At 37.2% G+C, this 20,678-nt stretch carries 25 protein-coding genes; all 25 read right to left on the bottom strand.

The features are described from left to right. Positions 1 to 3: 3 nt before the first annotated feature. Positions 4 to 669 (bottom strand): flagellar type III secretion system pore protein FliP, encoded by a 666-nt coding sequence (gene fliP / locus ACIP9W_RS09090; RefSeq protein WP_142537773.1) that lies wholly within the window; start codon positions 667 to 669, stop codon positions 4 to 6. Continuing rightward, a complete protein-coding gene (locus tag ACIP9W_RS09085) occupies positions 662 to 1,375 on the bottom strand; it encodes a flagellar biosynthetic protein FliO (RefSeq protein WP_400788368.1) in 714 nt (237 codons plus the stop codon). The genes fliP and ACIP9W_RS09085 overlap by 8 nt, the downstream gene beginning before the upstream one ends. After that, on the bottom strand, positions 1,347 to 1,709 hold the full coding sequence (locus ACIP9W_RS09080; RefSeq protein ID WP_142537771.1) for a response regulator: 363 nt from the start codon (positions 1,707 to 1,709) through the stop codon (positions 1,347 to 1,349). Before ACIP9W_RS09080 ends, ACIP9W_RS09085 begins: the two co-directional genes overlap by 29 nt. Before the next feature lie 19 nt (positions 1,710 to 1,728). After that, positions 1,729 to 2,898 carry a flagellar motor switch phosphatase FliY gene (fliY, locus tag ACIP9W_RS09075; RefSeq protein WP_400788759.1) on the bottom strand — a complete coding sequence of 390 codons (1,170 nt, stop codon included), beginning with the start codon at positions 2,896 to 2,898 and terminating at the stop codon, positions 1,729 to 1,731. Further along, the gene (fliM, locus tag ACIP9W_RS09070; protein WP_400788365.1) at positions 2,891 to 3,889 is read right to left on the bottom strand and encodes a flagellar motor switch protein FliM; all 999 of its coding nucleotides are present in this window, start codon (positions 3,887 to 3,889) and stop codon (positions 2,891 to 2,893) included. Before fliM ends, fliY begins: the two co-directional genes overlap by 8 nt. A gap of 31 nt (positions 3,890 to 3,920) precedes the next feature. Continuing rightward, positions 3,921 to 4,352 carry a flagellar basal body-associated protein FliL gene (fliL, locus tag ACIP9W_RS09065; protein ID WP_282245380.1) on the bottom strand — a complete coding sequence of 144 codons (432 nt, stop codon included), beginning with the start codon at positions 4,350 to 4,352 and terminating at the stop codon, positions 3,921 to 3,923. Further along, a complete protein-coding gene (locus ACIP9W_RS09060) occupies positions 4,342 to 4,563 on the bottom strand; it encodes a flagellar FlbD family protein (protein ID WP_282245381.1) in 222 nt (73 codons plus the stop codon). Before ACIP9W_RS09060 ends, fliL begins: the two co-directional genes overlap by 11 nt. Before the next feature lie 66 nt (positions 4,564 to 4,629). Further along, positions 4,630 to 5,424 (bottom strand): flagellar basal body rod protein FlgG, encoded by a 795-nt coding sequence (gene flgG / locus ACIP9W_RS09055; protein WP_142537767.1) that lies wholly within the window; start codon positions 5,422 to 5,424, stop codon positions 4,630 to 4,632. Between the two features lie 81 nt (positions 5,425 to 5,505). Next, a complete protein-coding gene (locus tag ACIP9W_RS09050; RefSeq protein ID WP_142537766.1) occupies positions 5,506 to 5,886 on the bottom strand; it encodes a TIGR02530 family flagellar biosynthesis protein in 381 nt (126 codons plus the stop codon). A gap of 17 nt (positions 5,887 to 5,903) precedes the next feature. Next, the gene (flgD, locus tag ACIP9W_RS09045; RefSeq protein WP_400788757.1) at positions 5,904 to 6,536 is read right to left on the bottom strand and encodes a flagellar hook assembly protein FlgD; all 633 of its coding nucleotides are present in this window, start codon (positions 6,534 to 6,536) and stop codon (positions 5,904 to 5,906) included. Between the two features lie 12 nt (positions 6,537 to 6,548). Beyond that, on the bottom strand, positions 6,549 to 7,745 hold the full coding sequence (locus ACIP9W_RS09040; protein WP_400788361.1) for a flagellar hook-length control protein FliK: 1,197 nt from the start codon (positions 7,743 to 7,745) through the stop codon (positions 6,549 to 6,551). 34 nt (positions 7,746 to 7,779) lie between these two features. After that, positions 7,780 to 8,376, bottom strand: a complete 597-nt coding sequence (locus ACIP9W_RS09035) for a MotE family protein (protein WP_142537764.1) — start codon at positions 8,374 to 8,376, stop codon at positions 7,780 to 7,782. A gap of 8 nt (positions 8,377 to 8,384) precedes the next feature. Beyond that, positions 8,385 to 8,834: a flagellar export protein FliJ gene (gene fliJ / locus ACIP9W_RS09030; protein WP_282245387.1), complete on the bottom strand. Its 450-nt coding sequence runs from the start codon at positions 8,832 to 8,834 to the stop codon at positions 8,385 to 8,387. 1 nt (position 8,835) lies between these two features. After that, positions 8,836 to 10,158 carry a flagellar protein export ATPase FliI gene (gene fliI / locus ACIP9W_RS09025; RefSeq protein WP_400788358.1) on the bottom strand — a complete coding sequence of 441 codons (1,323 nt, stop codon included), beginning with the start codon at positions 10,156 to 10,158 and terminating at the stop codon, positions 8,836 to 8,838. Between the two features lie 5 nt (positions 10,159 to 10,163). Beyond that, the gene (gene fliH / locus ACIP9W_RS09020; RefSeq protein WP_400788356.1) at positions 10,164 to 10,943 is read right to left on the bottom strand and encodes a flagellar assembly protein FliH; all 780 of its coding nucleotides are present in this window, start codon (positions 10,941 to 10,943) and stop codon (positions 10,164 to 10,166) included. Beyond that, positions 10,927 to 11,940 carry a flagellar motor switch protein FliG gene (gene fliG, locus ACIP9W_RS09015; protein ID WP_142537760.1) on the bottom strand — a complete coding sequence of 338 codons (1,014 nt, stop codon included), beginning with the start codon at positions 11,938 to 11,940 and terminating at the stop codon, positions 10,927 to 10,929. The genes fliH and fliG overlap by 17 nt, the downstream gene beginning before the upstream one ends. A 126-nt stretch (positions 11,941 to 12,066) precedes the next feature. Next, positions 12,067 to 13,656 (bottom strand): flagellar basal-body MS-ring/collar protein FliF, encoded by a 1,590-nt coding sequence (fliF, locus tag ACIP9W_RS09010; protein ID WP_400788353.1) that lies wholly within the window; start codon positions 13,654 to 13,656, stop codon positions 12,067 to 12,069. A 56-nt stretch (positions 13,657 to 13,712) separates the two neighbouring features. After that, complete coding sequence (gene fliE, locus ACIP9W_RS09005) at positions 13,713 to 14,018, bottom strand: flagellar hook-basal body complex protein FliE (protein ID WP_282245396.1); 306 nt, start codon at positions 14,016 to 14,018, stop codon at positions 13,713 to 13,715. A 23-nt stretch (positions 14,019 to 14,041) separates the two neighbouring features. Beyond that, positions 14,042 to 14,503, bottom strand: coding sequence for a flagellar basal body rod protein FlgC (flgC, locus tag ACIP9W_RS09000; protein ID WP_400788350.1), 462 nt, complete (start codon positions 14,501 to 14,503; stop codon positions 14,042 to 14,044). Further along, the gene (gene flgB / locus ACIP9W_RS08995) at positions 14,503 to 14,898 is read right to left on the bottom strand and encodes a flagellar basal body rod protein FlgB (protein ID WP_400788348.1); all 396 of its coding nucleotides are present in this window, start codon (positions 14,896 to 14,898) and stop codon (positions 14,503 to 14,505) included. The genes flgC and flgB overlap by 1 nt, the downstream gene beginning before the upstream one ends. Before the next feature lie 640 nt (positions 14,899 to 15,538). Further along, positions 15,539 to 16,318, bottom strand: a complete 780-nt coding sequence (codY, locus tag ACIP9W_RS08990; RefSeq protein ID WP_282245402.1) for a GTP-sensing pleiotropic transcriptional regulator CodY — start codon at positions 16,316 to 16,318, stop codon at positions 15,539 to 15,541. Between the two features lie 87 nt (positions 16,319 to 16,405). Continuing rightward, a complete protein-coding gene (gene hslU, locus ACIP9W_RS08985) occupies positions 16,406 to 17,800 on the bottom strand; it encodes an ATP-dependent protease ATPase subunit HslU (RefSeq protein ID WP_400788346.1) in 1,395 nt (464 codons plus the stop codon). Further along, positions 17,797 to 18,345: an ATP-dependent protease subunit HslV gene (hslV, locus tag ACIP9W_RS08980; protein WP_142537753.1), complete on the bottom strand. Its 549-nt coding sequence runs from the start codon at positions 18,343 to 18,345 to the stop codon at positions 17,797 to 17,799. The genes hslU and hslV overlap by 4 nt, the downstream gene beginning before the upstream one ends. A 46-nt stretch (positions 18,346 to 18,391) precedes the next feature. After that, positions 18,392 to 19,285 (bottom strand): tyrosine recombinase XerC, encoded by an 894-nt coding sequence (xerC, locus tag ACIP9W_RS08975; RefSeq protein ID WP_400788345.1) that lies wholly within the window; start codon positions 19,283 to 19,285, stop codon positions 18,392 to 18,394. Between the two features lie 72 nt (positions 19,286 to 19,357). Continuing rightward, the gene (gene trmFO, locus ACIP9W_RS08970; RefSeq protein WP_282245412.1) at positions 19,358 to 20,668 is read right to left on the bottom strand and encodes an FADH(2)-oxidizing methylenetetrahydrofolate--tRNA-(uracil(54)-C(5))-methyltransferase TrmFO; all 1,311 of its coding nucleotides are present in this window, start codon (positions 20,666 to 20,668) and stop codon (positions 19,358 to 19,360) included. Positions 20,669 to 20,678 lie beyond the last annotated feature (10 nt).

Raw genomic sequence — 20,678 nt, 5'->3', positions numbered from 1 at the left:
CTCCTAAAAACTTTGTAATATGGATTTCATGACTAAATACCAACCATCCACTAATACAAACAATAATATTTTAAACGGCAATGAGATCATAACAGGTGGTAACATCATCATACCCATCGACATTAATACACTGGCAACGATCATATCGATTACTAAGAAAGGAATAAATATCATAAACCCTATTTGAAAGGCTGTTTTAATCTCACTTAGGGCAAATGCAGGAACCATAACCGTTAGCGGGATATCCTCAATTGTTTCTGGTCGTTCTGCCTCTGTATAACGTAAAAATAATTCTAAATCTTTTTGCCTCGTATGCTTGCTCATAAACGCTTTAAATGGACCACTTGCATTTTCATACGCCTGCTCTAACGTTATCTCTTCATTGAAAAGAGGAGTTAAAGCCTCTTCATTTACTTGCTGGAATGTAGGCGCCATGATGAAAAATGTTAAAAATAACGCCAGACCAACAATCACCTGGTTCGGAGGCATTTGCTGTGTGGCAAGTGCCGTCCGGACAAAGGATAGAATAATAACGATTCGAGCAAAGCTTGTCATTAATATTAAAATGCTTGGTGCCAAAGATAAAACCGTCAGCAATAGCATTAACTTGATTGAAGTAGAGACATTTGACGGATCACTGTCCGAAAAGAACTGGACAAAATCATTCATTTTTTTCGCTCTCCTTTGTCTTCCAATCCTTTAATACATCACTACGGTCTTTTTTTATTTCTCGCAACTTTTTTTGAAACGTTTCGTTAAATGATGGATTTTTTTGCTCATTATTTTTTGACTTAGTAGATACATTTTCTTTCATACGATGAACTAGCTCGGATATGTATGGAACTGTTTTCCCGATATCTTGTTTTTCTTCATATATTTTCGTTAGCTTCTCTATTTCTTCTGGATCCTCTATTTCTTTTAATAAAGTAATATCTTCTCCAATACCAACTAAAAATAGAGAATTGCCAACTTGTAATAACTGAACAGATTTACCTTGACTGACGACAACTCCACCTAGATTTTGTATTAGCTGATTATGTTGAAACGTTTTATTTCTACTGTTTACAAACTTTAATAGGCCAAACAGCAATAACACGACGAACAATAAAGCGAAAATCATTTTTACATAATCCCAAGCAGTTACTGAAACGGGATTATTAGAAATATCTTCCGTTTGTTCTTCTTCCCCGATGGGAGCAAGTTGTTCATCTGTTCTATCCGTCTTTGGTTTATAATGTTCTTCAATACTTTCATTAGGATCTGTAGCCGCAAATACGTTGTGATCAACTAGCAAAAATAAAGTAGTGATGATACAAAATACGAGGGTGAATTTCCTCATCATTGTATTACCCGATTGCTTTGGAAATTGCTTCAATTACTCTGTCTGCTTGGAAAGGTTTTACGATAAAATCTTTTGCACCAGCTTGAATAGCATCAATAACCATTGCTTGTTGTCCCATAGCAGAACACATAATAATAACTGCATTTGGATCTTTTGCTTTAATTTCTTTTAATGCAGCAATTCCATCCATTTCAGGCATTGTAATATCCATCGTTACTAAATCTGGTTTAAGTTCAGCGTATTTCTCAATAGCTTGTACCCCGTCTCCAGCTTCTCCAACTACTTCAAACCCGTTTTTAGATAAAATATCTTTGATCATCATGCGCATAAATGCAGCATCGTCTACTACTAAAATTCTTTTTGACATAGTATGTCTCCCCCATTACTTATTGTAAATTGTTAATACGATCTGCTTGGCTTAGAATATCGGTAATTCGAACACCGAAGTTTTCATCAATTACTACGACTTCCCCTTTAGCAATATGTCTATTATTTACTAAAATATCAACTGGTTCTCCAGCCAATTTGTCTAGTTCAATAATAGAGCCACTTGTCAGTTCCAGTATATCCTTCACTGTTCTTTTAGTACGACCTAATTCTACTGTTACTTGTAGCGGTATATCAAGTAGTAAATTTAAATTTCTCGATTCATTTTGTGTCAGACTTGGTGCTTCAAAACTAGTAAATTGTGCTTGCTGCACTTCCACTTGTGGCTGCGCTTGACGTGGTTGAGTAAATTGCATTGGCGCTTGCTCTTGTACTTGCTGGCGAGTTTGCCCTGTTTGCGCCACCGGATTTTGTGTTTGTACTGGAGTAGTTTCTACTCTTTCTTCCATGATCGTTGCAGCGGCTTCTTGCTCTTCTTCTTCTCCCATTAATGATTGTACTATGTTCAATCCGAATTCAAGCGGAAGTAATTGCATAATATTCGAATCGATTAAGTCGCCAATTTTTAAACGAAACGATACTTTTATCAACATCTCATCGTCTGGAATGGCATCCGTTCCTTCATCAGCTAATAAGTTCATCAGGTCAATAGAAGGTGGTGAAATATCCACTTTTTTATTAAACACAGTCGACATAGATGTCGCTGCGGAGCCCATCATTTGATTCATCGCTTCTTGCACTGCACTTAACTGAATTTCACTCAGTTCTGGTTTTGGGTCAATTCCGTCTCCACCAAGCATTAAATCTGCAATTATTGTAGCATCTGATTGTTTGATGACAAGAAGATTCATCCCAGTGAGCCCAGCTGTATAATGAACTTGAACTGCTACGTATGGTTGTGGAAATTCCTCTTTAAGTCTCGAACGATTAATCATGCTAATATTTGGTGTCGTTATCTCTACTTTTTGACCTAAAAGAGCAGACAATGCAGTAGCAGAACTACCAAAAGATATATTTCCGATTTCTCCTAAAGTGTCTTGAGCAAAATCATCCAAATAATCTCCTATTTGAATATCATTCGTTGCTTGTTTACTTTTTTTCTCTTCTTCCAATGTTGTTCCCCTTAGGAGGGCCTCAATTTCTTCTTGGGAGAGCATATCATCACTCATCATCTTCCTCTCCTCCTTTCAATGTTTCCATGACTTGTACAGCCATCCGATTTTTAAGTTTACCCGGTTGTGCTTTAAACTTCGGCATATCCCCAACTTTTACTGTTAAAGGATCATCTATTTTTGCATTTAACTGAATTACATCTCCTAATTGTAAGTACAACAAGTCTTCAATAGAAATATTAGTGGACCCTATTTCTGCTACTATTGGTATTTCTGCTGATTTAACACGTTTTTCGAGTACTTTTAACTGCTCAGGAGATACTTCTTTTTTATTTGTTTGCATCCAATAACGCACCGATAAATTAGGTACGATTGGTTCTAAAACAACATGTGGTATACAAATATTGATCATTCCACTTGTTTCTCCAATAATCGTATTAAAGGATATAACGACTACTGTTTCGTTCGGTGAAATCATCTGTAAAAATTGTGGGTTGACTTCTAGCTCTGTAAGAATTGGATCAATATCTGCAATATTAGCCCAAGCTTCTCTTAAATTATCAAACGAACGCTCAAATAGATTCGTCATTATTTTCGTTTCAATCTCTGTTAAATTATATGTCTTTGTATGAGTTTCCCCTCGACCACCCATTAAAAGATCCAGCATCGTGTAAGCGATATTTGGATTAATCTCCATTAGAATATTTCCTTCTAATGGGGGAACTTCAAACACATTGATCAACGTCATATGTGGTACCGAACGAATAAATTCTTCAAACGGAATTTGATCCACGGATACGACAGAAATTTGTACGTACGATCTTAATTGGGCAGAAAAAAATGTTGTTAATAAACGAGCAAAATTTTCATGAATTCGTGTTAAACTACGAATTTGATCTTTTGAGAAACGAAGTGCTCGCTTAAAGTCATATACTCTAACTTTTTTAGCTTCCTGCTCACTTTTCATCTCATCTGCTGTCATTTCGCCTGTTGAAAGAGCACTTAACAACGCATCTATTTCTGATTGAGATAATATATCTCCTGCCAATCTGCCCACCTCCATTCAAAAAAATAGTACATTACTGAATTATATAAGAAGTTATATAAACTTGCTGCACTTCCCCTTCATCCATTAACTCATTAATTTTCGTTTTCAAGGATGATTGAAAATTTGCTTTTCCTGTCTTTCCTTCTAAATCTTCTGGCGTCATTTCAGAAAGCTCTGTAATAACAATATTTTTCACTTGGAAATCCCTTTTCGTTAACTCTTCAGCAGCTTTTGGATTATCCGTTTGCACTTTTAACGAAATACGAATGAATTTATTCGCTGCAAGATTCGTCGTGATTTCCGGTATATCGACCGAGGATTCAACTATTTCATCGATAGTCGGTCCTGTTTCTTCTTCACCTTTATTAAGTTGAAAAATAATGAGCACTGCAATGACACCCACTAAAGTGATGGAAACTAAAATGATCAGCATAATCGTTAGCAGTTTATTTTTATTCTTCATGATCTTCACCTCTTATATGGGGGTTCGCTAATATATGTATATCCTTGTAAAACTGAGAAATTTGAGCGTGTACTTCTTCTCTGGATTCCAACGCAACATATTTATGACCATTTGTAAGTGTAATCGTTGTATCCGGAAAAGCTTCCACTGTCTCTATGTATAGAGCATTCAACGAAAACTCTTTGCCATTTAATCGTGTTAAGTTAATCATATATAAAGGGCCGGGCCATTCAAGGAACGGCCCACCCCTCCCTTACAAATATACTAGTTTAATAGATTAACGTTTTAAGTTGATAAGCTCTTCTAAAATGGAATCAGAAGTTGTAATAATACGAGTGTTCGCTTGGAACCCACGTTGTGCTACGATCATGTCTGTGAATTCTTCGGATAAGTCAACGTTGGACATTTCTAGGAAACCTGAGTTGATAGATCCACGACCTTCCTCTAAAGGATTACCTGCTAATGGAGCACCAGAAGCTGGAGATTCTTTAAAATAGTTTGAACCTGCTTTTGTTAATCCGCCGCTATTTGGGAATTTTGCCATTTGAATTACACCCGCAGTTTGTAGAGCTCCCGCATTATCAACATAAGTAACTGTACCATCTTGTCCAATTGACATACTTTGTGAGTCTACTGGAATATTTAAAGGTGTAGTATCACCTACTAAATACATACCATCTCCATTTACTAAATCACCGTTGCTGTCTAGATAGAAGTTCCCGGCTCTAGTATAAGAGATATCAGTAGAACCATTTTCGCTCACCTGAAAATATCCTTCTCCCGAAATACCTAAATCCAATGTATTACCAGTAGTCTGTAAAGAACCCCCAGAGTGAATAGTATCAATGCTTGCCAATTGAGATCCTAATCCAACTTGTTTAGCATTAACTCCTCCGCGTGTAGCTGTCGCAGCTGTTGCTCCTGCAGTAGTTTGTGAAATCAAATCTTTAAAAACTGTACGTCCCTTTTTAAATCCATAAGTATTAACATTTGCAATATTGTTACCAATCACGTCTAGTTTTGTTTGAAAGTTTTTTAAACCTGAAATTCCTGAGTACATTGAGCGAATCATTTAATTTTTCTCCCTTCGATTTGTGTGCTAGCTTCAATCAGTCCGCTGCACATAGCATCCTTTTCAAGGTCCTGCTATTTATTAGTTGAGCACGATCGTGCCATCGATATTTGTAAATAATTGATTGTTTGCTTCCGTGCGATCCATAGCAGTAATCACTGTTGCATTTTTTGCACTGACGATTAAAGCTGCTTGATCCGTCAAGACTAGAGAGTCTTTTACACCTTTTGAACGTGCTTCTGCTACTTTGTCATTTATCATTTGCCATTGTGCTTCTGAGATGTGAATATTTCTATCAATCAATCGTTGATTTGCATGTTTGCTAACTTTCAGCTCTGTTTTTACGGTAGCCTCATGTAAATGCTGTAAGAACGATTGTTTTGGCGTTGTGACTTGTTTGGATGTATAAGCTTGACGGATTGTTGGTTGCAGCGGAACTCGATTCATCTTCATGTTGTCCATTGCAAGTCCCCGTTCTATTAACTAATCGAATTTATTTGATCAGCTGTAATTGTCGTGTTATCACTTAAGTTATAAACGATTGATCCGTCTTTTTTTGTTACAGAAACAACCTGTCCGGTTCCTGTTGTTTCACCGTTCATATAGCCTACTGTTTTACCTATCATCATACTTGCTTCTACTAAGCTATTTGCACCTGCTCCGTTTGCTACAATTTCAGAAATATTTCCTGGTGAAATCACTTTACCGTCCGCGAGTGTAAATTCTACATTACCATTAACAAATTTAATCGCTTTTATTTGACCGGTACCTTCATTTGCAATAGGCTTGCCCGCTTCATCTAGCTTGTCTGTTAACTCATGCCATTTCACTTCTTTTCCTACGAAGCTACTATACTCGATCATTTGGCTTTGCTCTTGTACTTGTGCAAAGTTCTCAAATGCTTTCGTTAAGTTAGACATTTGTTCTAAAGAAGAGAATTGCGCCATTTGAGCGATGAACTCGGTGTCTTTCATTGGGTTTGTTGGATCTTGGTTTTGTAGTTGCGCCATTAATATTTTTAAAAACGCATCTTTTCCAAGTGCACTGTTCCCCGTTTGCTTTTCTACCTTTTTTTGATTTGCCAAGTACATATTACTTGTAATTGGGTTCATGTCAGCCACTTGCTATACCTCCATTTCCTTTAAAAACTCTTCAAATGAAGATTGGTCTTCTGGTTTCTCATTGGATTCCTCTTGCTGCTGTTGTTGCTGTTGTTTAAATGACTCTTGGAAAGATTGGTTTCTTTCTTGTCTATTTGTATCTTGTAGAGCTTGCGTTATTTCTAGCTTGTCGATTTGAATATTTTGATTAACTAAGCTTTGCTTTAAATGATTGGAGTTTGAATCTAATAACTCTTTTCCAAGAGCGGTAGATGCCAACATTTTTGCAGTTAATATTCCATCCTTTTGGACTAATTCAATACGAATTGTGCCAAGCTGCTCTGGATACACTTTAATAACTAGTCTATTTGCTCCGCCGGTTTGTCCAAACTGTACACGATTCATGACCTTTTGAAGCTCTTTCAAAAATTCTTCTGATTGTGCAGGTTTTTCAGTCGGTAATGTGATCGATACTGTTTCTACTTTTGTTTGTACCATTGTAGAAGATTGCGATTGTATATTAGTCGTTTCTTCTTTCATTTCAACAATCGTTTCATTTGGAACCTGGTTTGTAACTTGTCGAACGATTACTTGTTGGGTAACTTGCTTTAATCCTTGCATCATATCCGGCTTTTGATTTCCAGTTACAGTAATTTCCGTCGTACTTTCTTTGACATTTTCAAGCAATTGTTTTAGATCAAATAATGTGGATTCTTGTTTTAAATTAAGATCCGATTTATTGCCAATTAGCTGTGCTATTTTTAGTAATTGTACAGCTTGCTTTGCTTCTGCTGGTGATGCTGATCCTTGACCATTAAGCGATAAGGTAATCGCATCAGTTAGCTTACTTGCCTGTTGTTGTATGCCTGCTAGAATGTCCCATACATTGGATTCTGTCATTTCTTCTACCGGATCAATATCTTCTCCTAGTAGCTTGGAAAGCAACTCTTTTAACTGTTTCGGATTTACCTCTAATTCCTTCGATCCGAGTAACGTTTGTAATTCTTCTAGCGATGCTGTATTAAGAATGGATAATATGTCTTGAGTTACATCCTGTTCAGGTATTTTAAGCATTGTATCAACTGTTGGTTGAAGTTGTTGATTGGATAATATTTGTCCAAAAACATTGCCAAAAATTTGATTGCTTTGAGGAGATAACTGTTGCCCCTTAGCTGGTAGTGCTATATTATTTCCCATATTGACAATTGTTGCGAGATTCACGAACTATCTCACCTCCCTTCAATTAGAGCTGTTATTACTCTGCCATTAGCTCTGTATATTTTGCCGCGTCTTCAGGCGTCATTTTTTCATAAATTTTTGCTACTGTATCTGGTTTTAAACTAGTTAGTATGCGCAGCGCTTCTGCATCACTCATTTTCGTTATGACGGGAGCAGCCGCTTTAGCAGACATTTTTTCAAACGTCGAAACTATTTCGCTATATGCTTGTTTCGTGCTTGTTTGTTCTCTTTTAAGTGTTTCTATTTCATCGAGTAGTCGTTCCTGTTCTACTAGCAGCGCTTCATTTGATTTTGCAGAGTCTTCTATCTGCTGTTGCAGTTGACCTATTTCTGCCTCTTTTTGTTGAATTTCTGCTTGTAAAGAAACAACTCGTTGTTCAAGATTATCCGTCTTTAAGTCTTCTGTTACTACTTCAGTTTGTCCAACACCGGTTAACTCTTTTGCTTTCTCAAAAACATTTACATTCAATATTTGAGCAATGATTAGTAGGAGAGCTAAAGCAAATAACAAAGGAATGATAAACCAATAAAAAAACATTTTCATTTTGCTTATACCTTTTGCATTATTTTCTTCTTGTAGAATGCTTTTCTTCGATTTGTTCCGGTTAGCCATGCTTTTACTCACCTAATCTCTTTGTTTTGAAACTTTAAAGAAGAAATCTCATCTAACTGTATCGTTTCTAGTCGTTGTTGTTCTTGCCTGAATTGTTCAAAGTCTTTTTCTTTCATCTTTTCGAACTTTCGTACTTCTAACGATTTTTCCACTAGCTTCTCTTCGAACCAGTTCATCTTCGTACGTGCTTGTATGACTTCTTTTTGAACTACATCAATTCTTTTTTGAAGTCCATCTATATATTTGGAATAATGATGGACTTGATCGACAGACAACCCTGATGATAAACGGTCATTCTGCGCATCCACTGTATCTTCTTGCTTTTTCAATAGCTCATATAATTCCGTCGCTACTTTTTCAAAGGAATGGACAGATTCTTTATACGCGATTTCCGTTTCTGACTTTTCCTGTTCTCGAATGTTTAATACTTTTGCAAATTTATATTGATAGGCAACCATTTTACGAACCACCACCTGCTAGTTTCACTAATTCATCTACACTCGACTGTAAGGATACTTTATCTAAATAGCCTTGTTTTAAAAATGCTGTGATTAAAGGCTCATACTGTATTGCTTCATCAATTTCTCTGGATGTTCCTCGTTTATAAGCACCTATATTGATCAAATCCTCTGATTTGTTATACGTAAAATATAAATCTCGTAAACGTTCCGCTGCTTTTTTATGTTTTTCATCCGATATATGATTCATCAGCCGGCTAATACTTTTCAGTACATTGATCGCTGGATACTGCCCTTTGTTAGCAAGTGAACGATCGAGTACGATATGCCCATCTAAAATACCTCGGACAGTGTCTGCAATCGGTTCGTTCATGTCGTCACCGTCTACAAGCACGGTATAAAACGCAGTAATTGTTCCATTTTCATTGGTACCCGTCCGCTCTAATAGCTTCGGTAAGATAGAGAACACAGAAGGAGTATACCCTCTTGTAGCAGGAGGCTCCCCAACTGCAAGTCCAATTTCACGTTGAGCCATCGCAACACGGGTCACAGAGTCCATCATCAGCATAACGTTGAGCCCTTTATCTCGAAAATATTCGGCGATTGCTGTAGCGGTAAACGCACCTTTAATACGCATTAATGCTGGAGAATCTGATGTAGCGGCCACAACAATTGATCTTGCTAAGCCTTCTTGCCCTAAATCTCGCTCGATAAACTCACGTACTTCTCTTCCACGTTCTCCAATAAGGGCAATAACGTTTAAGTCAGCATTTGTATTTCTTGCTATCATTCCAAGCAATGTACTTTTACCAACACCAGACCCTGCGAAGATCCCAACCCTTTGACCTTTTCCGATCGTTAACATTCCATCAATCGCTTTTACGCCAACTTCAATACGTTCGTCAATCGGTGGACGGGTAAGAGGATTTGGTGGATCTTGTTCTGTGCCAACAGTCATCAAGCCTTTTGGCAACATAGTTCCATCTATCGGATTCCCCATCGAATCGAGCACTTTCCCTATTAAATCAGGACCAACCTTTATCTCTAAGGGGCTACCCGTACCTTCGACTAAACATCCCGTTGATATTTCTCGAATATTGGTATACGGCATTAAAATAACGATTTCTTCTTTAAACCCGACTACTTCAGCAAAAATGACAGAATGACCGTTTTTAGAAGAGTTGATATGAATTTTACAGACATCGCCGATTGAGCTTTCAGGACCTTGAGATTCAATCATTAATCCAACAACTCTATTTACACGGCCATATTTTTTAAATGTAGGCACATTGGAAATTTGTTGAACTAAATCGACTGCTTTCATCACATTCACTCCATGCTTTCTAGTATGCCAACTAGTTTTTGTCTTAACTCTTGTAGCTGCTCATCAATGCTGACTACGATTCTTCCATGATTTGTTTCGATAAAACAATCCGTGGCATCCATTTCTTCATCTACAAAAATCATAAAAGGCACATCTATCGGAAACAATGAGGCAAGTTCATCTCGATTGCTTGAAACTAAGGAAAAATAAGTTGGAGAGACATACAGCTTAATCTCTTTCATTTCTCTCGCTTCTTTTAATCCTCTTTTCACGATGGACAAAAAAACTTCGTCGTTTTCTTCTAATTTGGTTCCTATTATTCGTTCAGCTGTTCGAAGGCCAAGTTCTAATATAACTTGTTCTTGCTGCTGTAAATATTTCGCCGCGTTTTCTTGCGCTATTTGTATAGCTTCATTCGCCATTTGTATGGCGTTTTGCATATCAGAAAATGCCTTTTCACGACCTTCCTCCACTCCTTGAGTAAAGGCTTCATCATATGCTTGTTGTTGAAAAGCCAGTTTCTGTTCATCCCAAGCTTGTCGCTCGTATTCAATCGACTGGTTGAATGCTTCTCTTTCTTCTGCTAAAGCAGCTTTCTTTTGCGATATTTCCTGCTCTACTTCCTGCATCAATTTTTCTCTTTCTTTTAATAAAATATCCAAAGAAAGTGGTCGCTCGCTATCCAATTCTTCTTTTACATGAAGGTTTCTTATTCCAATAGGCTTTAATTTTTCACTATTTTCATTTACCTGTACGCCACGGAAAATCCTAGACAATAATGTCATCTCCTCCACCACGTGCAATGATGATTTCGCCTGCATCTTCTAATCTTCGAATAACTGTAACGATACGAGATTGTGCTTCTTCGACATCACGTAAACGAACCGGCCCCATAAATTCCATTTCTTCTTTAAAAGTTTCTGCCATACGCGTAGACATATTTCGGAAAATCACATCTTTTACTTCTTCGCTCGATACTTTCATCGATAGAAGTAAGTCTTCGTTTTCACAATCACGAATAACGCGCTGAATCGAACGATTGTCCAATGTAACAATATCTTCGAATACAAACATCCGTTTTTTGATCTCTTCTGCAAGTTCTGGATCTTGAATTTCTAAAGCATCCAGAATCGTTTTTTCTGTTGTTCGATCTACGCCGTTCAACACCTCGACTACTGCATCTACTCCACCAGTTTCGGTATAGTCTTGCGTAACTGTAGAAGAAAGTTTCCGTTCTAACACGGATTCAATTTCACTTATTACTTCTGGTGACGTAGAATCCATTGTCGCAATACGTTTTGCAATATCTGCCTGCATTTCTTGTGGCAATGAAGAAAGAATAATACCCGCTTGCTGTGCCTCTAAGTAAGATAAAATCAGTGCAATTGTTTGCGGATGCTCATTTTGGATAAAATTAAATAATTGCGTTGGCTCCGCTCTTCTTGCAAAGTCAAAAGGTCGCACCTGAAGGGAAGAAGTTAATCGATTAATGATCGCTTGCGCATGTTCTGCACCCAGTGCTTTTTCAAGCACCGTCTTCGCATAGCCGATACCGCCTTGTGAGATATAATCTTGCGCGAGAGCAATATTATGAAATTCTTCAATAATATCTTCTTTTATTTCAGGTTCTACTTTTTTCACACCTGAAATTTCTAATGTCAAGCGCTCAATTTCCTCTTCATTCAAATGTTTATAAATAGAAGCCGAAACTTCTGGCCCTAGAGAGATTAATAAGAGCGCTGCTTTTTGCTTACCACTAAGTTCTTTTTCTTTTTTATTCATAGCGGTCCTCCTAATCAATTACCCCACAGCGTAATTGCGTCCAGGTTTTGAATTGCGCGAGCAATTAACTCCTTACAAAATCTGTGACATCCGCCGGAGGCTTTAACTTTATTCAGCAGAATAAAGTTAATCTTCGGCTATCCAAGTACGTAACAATTTCGCGAAATCTTCTGGCTTGTCTTTCGCCATTTTTTCTAGTTGTTTTCGTCTTAAGCTAGCTTCCGTTTCTTTTTCATCATTAATATCATCAATTCTCAATTCTTCTCTTTGCTCTTCAAGTATCACTTGTTCTTCCTCTTCTTTTCTTCTAGAACGAACGAGCAAGATTAAAAGGAGGATAATTGCTGCAAGTGAAATTCCACCTATAACGTACACCCACCAAGGAATTTTAGAGGTAGTTTCTGTAGTCGCTACAGATTTACCGTTAAATGGTTGAACAGATACTACAATTTTTTCTTCTAGCTGGGCTTCCGTTAATTCTCCTGCTTCTTCTTTATCAATCGAAGTTCGAATAATCGTTGCAAGAATTTGTTCAATATCTCCTTCGACACCAGTAGGCATAGAGGCAGCATCCTCAGGATTAGGCGGTTCCACCATTACTTGAATACCGATATCTCTAATTTTATAAGGACTTTCAACAATTTCTTTTCGAATTCTGTTTACTTCACTATTGATCATGTCTTCGGTTCTTTCGTAGTCACCATTAGCATTAGAGCCTTCTACATAGTTGGTGAAATTATCTGTAGCATCTTCTGCTTGTGGCGTCCCCCCTGCAACCGGGTTGTTTCCTGTGAATGTTTCCGAAATACGTTGCGCACTGATTTCAATACCCGCCATATTTTCTTCATCTACAGGCAGTACTAAATTTTCTTCTCTATTTTCCTGTTGGAAATCGATATCTGTTGTGACAGAAACGACTACTTTGTCTTGGCCCATTAAAGTGCCTAGCATCGTCTGTACTTGTCTTTGTAAGTCGCGCTCAACGGTCTTTTTAATCGTCATTTGATCCGTTACAGTTGTCCCACCTGCGCCACTACCAGCTTGTTTCATATCAAAATACTCTAAATACTGATTTCTGATCGTAATATCTTCTGTAGATAAATTCGGAACGGATTTGGAAACTAAGTTATATAAAGACGTGATTTGTGATTCTGTAAATTGATATCCAGGTTCCGTATTTAATATGATTGCAGCACTTGCAGCTTCATTGCTTTGTGTTAAAAACACACTTTCTTCTGGTAATGTAATCATTACTTGGGCATCTTTGATTCCTTTTACACCTTTTATCAGATTAGCTAGTTCCGTTTGCATAGACGCTAATTTTAGTACATTAAATTCATTGTCTGTCATACCAAAACCAGCATTTTGAGAAAAGAAACTATAGTCAATCATTCCTGATTGAGGAAAACCTTCTGCTGCTAGTTGAACTAATAATCCATCTACTTGTTCAGCAGGAACGGAAATCGAAGTTCCACCCGCTGCAATCTGATTTGGCACTCCTTGTGCATCCAATGTTTCTTTTATGCGCCCTATCTCAGCAGGTGAAACATCGGAATAAAGTGGAACGAATTCTGTTCTTGTTAAAAAATAGGTAAGTATAGCAGCCATTAAAATAACCCCAATTACACTACCTATCATGATCCCCTTTTGTGTCTTCGTTCGACTTTTCCAAAAGAGGGTTATATCACTTGTCATTTTTTTTATACGCTCATTCATTTGTATCCTCCGGTTATGGTGAATATTTTGCTCGATATTTAGCGATAACCGAGAGTTTATACTGGCATTCGCATGATTTCTTGATACGCTTCAATCACTTTGTTTCGAATTTCTAAAGTTGCGTTCAATGTAATACTTGCTTTTTGTGAAGCAATCATTACATCATGCAATTCTATATTCTCTCCACGGATTAATTTTTCTGTTGCAACATCAGAAGCTTTTTGATTTGCATTTACAGAGTCAATTGCGCTTTTCAAAAAATCGCCAAATTTTTCTTGTGCTTCTGCGGAGCTTATCTTTGAAGTTGTAGAAACAGGATTTATTTGGGAAGGATTAAATAATGAAATAGATTCAATCGCCATATTCGTTTAGACCTTCTTTCTTTTTATTTTCCGATTTCTAATGCTTTCGACAACATTGCTTTATTCGCATTAAAAACAGTGACATTCGCTTCATATGAGCGGGTGGCTGATATTAAGTCAACCATTTCTTTTAAAGGGTCTACATTAGGCATTTCTACATACCCTTCCTCATTCGCGTCGATATGCGTCGGATCAAATACTAATTTGAATGGTGTTTCTGTATCTTCGTTGATTTTTGATACTTTTACCCCATGTCCAACACTATCTTTATTTGCCGTCCCCATCGCTACGTTTAAGAAATTCGAAAATTTCCCTTCTTGCGGTTGTAGTGTGACTGTCTTTCTTCTATATGCTTGCCACTCACCATCGACAAATTTCGCCCTTGTGGTGTCAACGTTTGCAATATTAGAAGAAATCACATCCATACGTAGGCGTTGAGCCGTTAGAGCGGAAGCAGTTGTATTCATCCCATGAAAAATCGACATTATCTGCTTCCTCCTTTAATAACTGTTTGGAGCGTGTTCATTTTCCCGCTCACACGATCTACAAGTGCATTATAGTAAAGCTGATTGGTCGCAAGGTTCGCTTGTTCTTTGTCCATGTCTACTCCATTTCCATTGTTGCTGTATCTAAAATTTTTATAGTCAAACACTCCAGAAGTACTAGCTTCCATGCTAAAATTCATATGCTTCTGTTCTGTTCGAGTGGCAGAAATAGTACTTTTTTTGGCTTCTGATAAAAATTCATTAAAGCTCACACTTTTCGCTTTGTAATTCGGTGTGTCAACATTTGCTATATTTTGCGCAATTGTTTTTTGTTTCGCAGCAGAGAAAGCTAATCCTCTTTCCAAATTTGATATTGTTCCGCCAAATATCCCCAACTATTTCACCTCATTTTGCTCTTGTATCTTTTTTATAATAAGAATCTATGAAAATCATAATAATCTAATTGTAATGAAAACGTTACATTGTGTCTATTCAATTTACGCCGTTTTAATAGGTCGTTTGTCCTTTTTTTCGCTAACTTTCGACTTTTTATTGTCGGTTCTTCACAATTGTTAATTTTTGCATAGATTACCTCCAAAAATCAATCAAAAAGTATCATTTTTCACAAAAACTTAACGTTTGATTTAATAGAATAGTCGAAATAATGTATCTTATTGTCTACCCTATTAGAGGATAAAAAAACTACCTATTAAAAAGATAGTTCTTAATACGGAGATGCCGATCGTAGGGAAGTCTCACTATAATGAGAAGAATCTCGCTAAACTTGTATCCAAATAATGGCTAAGAGCAATCAATCAATCATTGCGAGCAACCAATTTATTAGTGAGAGCAACCAATTTATTCCTGAAAGCAACTATTTCTAAAAATAGCAAGTTTACTTGGTTTGAGACACCGATAACTATCCTACAGAATGCTAAACTGTATAAGCTCATTTGTATTTTACGAAACTTATAAACCTCCACAAAAAAAGCCTCTCCTACCTATTAAGTAGAAGAGGCTGATTTGTCTTATTTATTATTTCATTTTTAATTGAGCTAATTCAGCAAGGAATTTGTCATTAAGAACTTTGATATAAGTTCCTTTCATTCCTAATGATCTAGATTCGATTACACCAGCACTTTCAAGTTTACGTAGTGCATTTACGATTACAGAACGAGTGATACCTACGCGGTCTGCAATTTTAGAAGCAACTAGTAATCCTTCGTTGCCATCTAGTTCTTCAAAAATATGCTCAATAGCTTCTAATTCGCTATAAGACAATGAATTAATCGCCATTTGAACGACTGCTTTACTACGTGCTTCTTCTTCGATTTCTTCCGATTTTTCACGTAGGATTTCCATACCAACAACAGTAGCGCCATATTCTCCAAGGATTAAATCATCATCATGGAATTCTTGTTTTAAACGACCTAAGATTAATGTCCCTAGACGCTCTCCTCCACCGATGATTGGAACGATTGTTGTTAACCCGTCTTTAAATAGGTCACGATTTTCCTCTGGGAATACAGAATGTTGACTGTATACATCTAAATTAGATGATGTTTCGTTAACAGAAAATAAGTTCTTTGTATAATCTTCAGGGAATTGACGTTCTTCCATCATTTTAATCATGCGCTCATTCTCAATTTGTTGATGTACTTCAAATCCAAGTAATTTACCTTTTCTGCTTACGATGAATGCGTTACATTCAATTACATCACTTAATGTTGCTGCCATTTCTTTAAAGTTAACTGGTTTCCCAGCAGATGCTTGTAGCATCGAGTTAATCTTTCTTGTTTTGTCTAATAAATTCATTTTTGTATCCTCCATTGTAGTTCCATTATTTATTTTAATATTCTAAAGTTTTTCAATTGTTCCGTTGAAAACACCCAGTATTCCATTCTACAGTATAAACTGCGATAAATCTTTATTTTTCACAATATTGTCAAGTTTTTGGTCGATATAAGCTGGTGTTATTTGAATATGGGCTGGTGAAATGTCAGAAGCTTCATAAGAAAGCTCCTCTAAAATTTTCTCCAAAATGGTATGAAGTCTTCTAGCTCCTATATTATCAGTTTCCTGATTTACTTCATAAGCGATTTCACCAATACGTTCGATCGATTCGTCTGAAAACGTAATTGTTACTCCTTCTGTTTGAAGTAATGCCTCGTACTGCTTCACTAAAGAATGTTGAGGCTCTTTTAAGATTCGTACGAAATCATCTTTTGTTAGCTTCTCTAGCTCTACACGAATCGGAAAACGACCTTGCAATTCCGGAATAAGATCCGATGGCTTCGACATATGGAAAGCACCTGCAGCGATGAACAAAATATAATCTGTTTTCACAGCTCCGTATTTAGTCGTCACAGTGGAACCTTCAACAATAGGTAAAATATCTCGTTGAACACCCTCTCTAGAAACATCCACGGAAGAGTTACTTCCATTTTTACTCGCAATCTTATCCATCTCGTCGATAAAGATTATCCCGGATTGTTCCGTTTTTTCAATTGCAATTTGAGAAATCTCGTCGTTATCAATTAGCTTACCCGCTTCTTCCTGAACTAAAACTTTCCTTGCATCTTTGACTTTCATTTTTCTTTTCTTCTTTTTCTTAGGCATTAAGCTCGAAAACGCATCTTGCATATTCATACCCATGCTTTCCATTCCGCCGCCCTGTAATGCGTCAAAAATAGAAGGAGCTGTTTCTGTTACCTCGACTGTTACAATTTCCTCTTCAAGTTTACCGTCTCTTAAATCTTCGGCAATTTGAGAGCGTTTTAAACGTATATCTGTATCTTCTACATCAGAATTTTCATCTTCTGCTTTTCCACCAAAAAGAGCTTCAAATGGATTTTGGTTCCCATTCTTTTTCTTTAAGGAAGGAACTAATAGTTTAACAATTGCATCATTTGCCAAGCGGACTGCTTGATCTTTTACTTCTTCCATCTTTTCTTCTTTTACAATTCGTATAGCTGCTTCAACTAAATCCCTGACCATCGATTCTACGTCTCTTCCGACATATCCGACTTCTGTAAATTTAGTTGCTTCCACTTTTACGAAAGGAGCTTTTGTCAGTTTGGCGATCCTTCTAGCAATTTCTGTTTTCCCTACACCTGTAGGTCCAATCATTAAGATGTTTTTAGGAATTACTTCATTTCTCATCTCTTCGCCAAGCAATTGTCTTCTATAACGATTTCTAAGTGCAACTGCCACCGCTTTTTTGGCAGTTTCTTGACCAACAATGTATCTATTTAAATGCTCTGTGATTTGTTTTGGGGTTAAGTTTGTTTCTTTCATTCACCTAATACCTCCACAATAATTTGATGATTCGTAAATACGCAAATGTCAGCTGCAGTGGTTAAAGAAGCAACTGCAATTTCTTTTGCAGTCATTTTATCCCCAGCGTACTGTTTTAATGCTCTACCGGCAGCAAGTGCATAATTTCCACCAGATCCAATTGCAAGAATACCATCATCTGGTTCTATAACTTCCCCAGTACCAGACACTAGCAATAGATTTTTACTATCCATCACTAATAGCATTGCCTCTAGTTGTCTTAGCATTTTGTCTCCTCGCCACTGCTTGGCAAGCTCAACAGCTGCTCGTTGAAGGTTCCCATTATACTCCATTAACTTTCCTTCAAACATTTCAAATAGTGTAAATGCATCCGCTACAGATCCAGCAAATCCAGCTACAACCTGACCGTTAAATAATCTTCTTACTTTTTTCGCTGTATGTTTCATTACTACTTGATTGCCTAATGTAACTTGCCCGTCTCCTGCCATTGCATGAGTACCGTTATGACTAACCGCAAAAATCGTTGTTGCATGAATACTAGACATTTATCATTACCTCCAATATATCAAATTCACCTTAATATTGTTGCATTTACGCTCGCGGGTGAGCATTCATATACGTTTTTCGTAAATGTTCTTTCGTTACGTGGGTGTATACTTGAGTAGAAGAAAGATGTGCGTGGCCTAATAACTCTTGAACACTTCTTAAATCGGCCCCATTGTTCAATAAATGAGTGGCAAATGTATGGCGCAGCATATGTGGATAAATCGTTGAATGCATGGATGCTTTCTCCATCATTCCATTTAAAATATACCTAACTCCCTCTGCTGTTAAGTGCTCTCCCCTGCTATTAACAAATAAAAAGGAATGAGACGTATGCTTCATCAGTTTGGGCCTACTATTTAACACATAGTCTTCTACAGCAGAAAGCGCAAAGTCTCCTACAGGCACATACCGTTCTTTTCTACCCTTTCCCATTATGCGGACGACCCCGTAACTACTATCTACATGACGTAATTCGATCGATATAAGTTCACTTACCCTTATTCCAGTCGCATATAACAGTTCAAGTATGGCAATATTGCGAACAGATAATGGATCATAAGCCTTGTTTGCTTCGAATAATTTCTCCATTTCTTCTTCGTAAAAGAAATGTGGCAGCTTTGTTTCTTTCTTCGGATGGTATAACGATTGGAAAGCATCATCTCGAATATTGTACTCTCTATGCAAAAATTTATAGAACGATCTTATTGCGGATATTTTCCGTGAAATGGTGGTTCTTGCCAGCTGCTCTTCATATAATTTCGTCACATACAATCTTGTATGAACATACTCCACAGCATTTAAATTTTTTACTCCTTCTATTTCAAGAAATTGGATGAATTGTTTTATATCATTTTCATATTCGCGGATGGTTAGATTGGAATAATTTTTCTCTAATTGGATGTACGCTATAAAAGTATGTAATTTATCAGGTTCAATCATACAAAACAACTCCATTACTTTTCCATAATAAAAGCCTCTAAAAGTATACAACTTTTAAGAGGCTTAAAGCAATTATATTGCAGTATTTTTCATAAAATTTTGAATTGTCGTAAGCGCTCTGTTCGCTAATTGTTCCGTTCTAGCTTTTTTATCTCTTACTTTTGGCTGTAATTCTGGGAACAAGCCAAAGTTTATATTCATAGGTTGGAAGTTTTTCGAGTCCGCCTCTGTAATATATCTAGCCATACTACCGAGCGCTGTTTCGCTTGGGAACACTACTAGTTCTTCCCCTTTTGCAAGTTTCGCAGCATTGATACCAGCGAGTAACCCGCTACCAGCTGACTCTACATATCCTTCTACACCTGTCATTTGACCGGCAAAGAAAATATTTTGATTTGCTTTTAACTGATATGTTGGTTGCAAAACAAATGGCGAATTGATGAACGTATTCCGGTGCATGACACCGTATCGAACGATTTCTACATTTTCAAGACCAGGTATTAACTTAAGTACTTCTTTTTGAGGTCCCCATTTTAAATGCGTTTGGAAGCCGACGATATTATAAAGCGTACCAGCAGCATCATCTTGTCTAAGCTGAACAACCGCATATGGTCGTTTGCCTGTTTTCGGATCTTCTAGACCTACTGGTTTCATCGGCCCGAATAATAATGTTTTACGACCACGCCCTGCCATTACCTCTACTGGCATACAGCCTTCAAAATAAATTTCTTTTTCGAATTCTTTTAAAGGAACTACTTCTGCTGCTACTAATGCATCATAAAAGCGATTGAACTCCTCTTCTGTCATCGGGCAGTTTAAATAGGCTGCCTCCCCTTTATCATAACGAGATTTCAAGTATACTTTGTCCATATCAATGCTGTCTTTTTCCACGATCGGAGCAGCAGCATCGTAGAAGTATAAATATTCTTGCCCTGTCATTTCTTTCACTTTTTCTGCAAGAGCAGGAGAAGTTAAAGGACCGGTTGCTATAACAGTAATACCTTCAGGAATTTCTGTTACTTCCTCATTGACTACCTCGATCAATGGATGATTGCGAATTGCGTCTGTTACTCTTCCAGCAAAATCATGGCGATCAACTGCAAGTGCACCACCAGCTGGTACGCTGCTATTATCAGCAGAATCAATAATAAGTGAATCTAACATACGCATTTCTTCTTTAATAACGCCTACAGCATTCGTTAAATTATTTGCTCTTAGAGAATTAGAGCATACTAGCTCCGCGAATTTATCCGTATGATGGGCTGGTGTTTGTTTAACAGGGCGCATTTCATAAAGACGTACTTTTACGCCTCTTTTTGCAATTTGCCAAGCTGCTTCACTTCCAGCAAGCCCTCCACCAATAACGTTTACAATTTCAGTCATGTCGTATCCT

The organism is Psychrobacillus sp. NPDC093180 (genome assembly GCF_044754065.1).
Taxonomy (GTDB): domain Bacteria; phylum Bacillota; class Bacilli; order Bacillales_A; family Planococcaceae; genus Psychrobacillus.
The sequence above is the reverse complement of the archived record's forward strand: the minus strand, read 5'-3'. Positions and strand labels throughout refer to the sequence as shown.

What these genes read in the sequence shown, in the direction of transcription:
- fliE (WP_282245396.1), bottom strand. Translation starts at nt 14,018, where the DNA reads ATGGCGATTGAATCTATTTCATTATTTAATCCTTCCCAAATAAATCCT.
- fliF (WP_400788353.1), bottom strand. Translation starts at nt 13,656, where the DNA reads ATGAATGAGCGTATAAAAAAAATGACAAGTGATATAACCCTCTTTTGG.
- ACIP9W_RS09060 (WP_282245381.1), bottom strand. Translation starts at nt 4,563, where the DNA reads ATGATTAACTTAACACGATTAAATGGCAAAGAGTTTTCGTTGAATGCT.
- fliP (WP_142537773.1), bottom strand. Translation starts at nt 669, where the DNA reads ATGAATGATTTTGTCCAGTTCTTTTCGGACAGTGATCCGTCAAATGTC.
- codY (WP_282245402.1), bottom strand. Translation starts at nt 16,318, where the DNA reads ATGAATTTATTAGACAAAACAAGAAAGATTAACTCGATGCTACAAGCA.
- ACIP9W_RS09080 (WP_142537771.1), bottom strand. Translation starts at nt 1,709, where the DNA reads ATGTCAAAAAGAATTTTAGTAGTAGACGATGCTGCATTTATGCGCATG.
- fliI (WP_400788358.1), bottom strand. Translation starts at nt 10,158, where the DNA reads ATGAAAGCAGTCGATTTAGTTCAACAAATTTCCAATGTGCCTACATTT.
- ACIP9W_RS09050 (WP_142537766.1), bottom strand. Translation starts at nt 5,886, where the DNA reads ATGGACAACATGAAGATGAATCGAGTTCCGCTGCAACCAACAATCCGT.
- fliL (WP_282245380.1), bottom strand. Translation starts at nt 4,352, where the DNA reads ATGAAGAATAAAAATAAACTGCTAACGATTATGCTGATCATTTTAGTT.
- fliG (WP_142537760.1), bottom strand. Translation starts at nt 11,940, where the DNA reads ATGAATAAAAAAGAAAAAGAACTTAGTGGTAAGCAAAAAGCAGCGCTC.
- flgD (WP_400788757.1), bottom strand. Translation starts at nt 6,536, where the DNA reads ATGAACCCAATTACAAGTAATATGTACTTGGCAAATCAAAAAAAGGTA.
- hslV (WP_142537753.1), bottom strand. Translation starts at nt 18,345, where the DNA reads ATGTCTAGTATTCATGCAACAACGATTTTTGCGGTTAGTCATAACGGT.
- flgC (WP_400788350.1), bottom strand. Translation starts at nt 14,503, where the DNA reads ATGTCGATTTTTCATGGGATGAATACAACTGCTTCCGCTCTAACGGCT.
- hslU (WP_400788346.1), bottom strand. Translation starts at nt 17,800, where the DNA reads ATGAAAGAAACAAACTTAACCCCAAAACAAATCACAGAGCATTTAAAT.
- fliJ (WP_282245387.1), bottom strand. Translation starts at nt 8,834, where the DNA reads ATGGTTGCCTATCAATATAAATTTGCAAAAGTATTAAACATTCGAGAA.
- flgG (WP_142537767.1), bottom strand. Translation starts at nt 5,424, where the DNA reads ATGATTCGCTCAATGTACTCAGGAATTTCAGGTTTAAAAAACTTTCAA.
- fliY (WP_400788759.1), bottom strand. Translation starts at nt 2,898, where the DNA reads ATGAGTGATGATATGCTCTCCCAAGAAGAAATTGAGGCCCTCCTAAGG.
- trmFO (WP_282245412.1), bottom strand. Translation starts at nt 20,668, where the DNA reads ATGACTGAAATTGTAAACGTTATTGGTGGAGGGCTTGCTGGAAGTGAA.
- xerC (WP_400788345.1), bottom strand. Translation starts at nt 19,285, where the DNA reads ATGATTGAACCTGATAAATTACATACTTTTATAGCGTACATCCAATTA.
- fliH (WP_400788356.1), bottom strand. Translation starts at nt 10,943, where the DNA reads ATGACATTATTGTCTAGGATTTTCCGTGGCGTACAGGTAAATGAAAAT.
- ACIP9W_RS09035 (WP_142537764.1), bottom strand. Translation starts at nt 8,376, where the DNA reads ATGGCTAACCGGAACAAATCGAAGAAAAGCATTCTACAAGAAGAAAAT.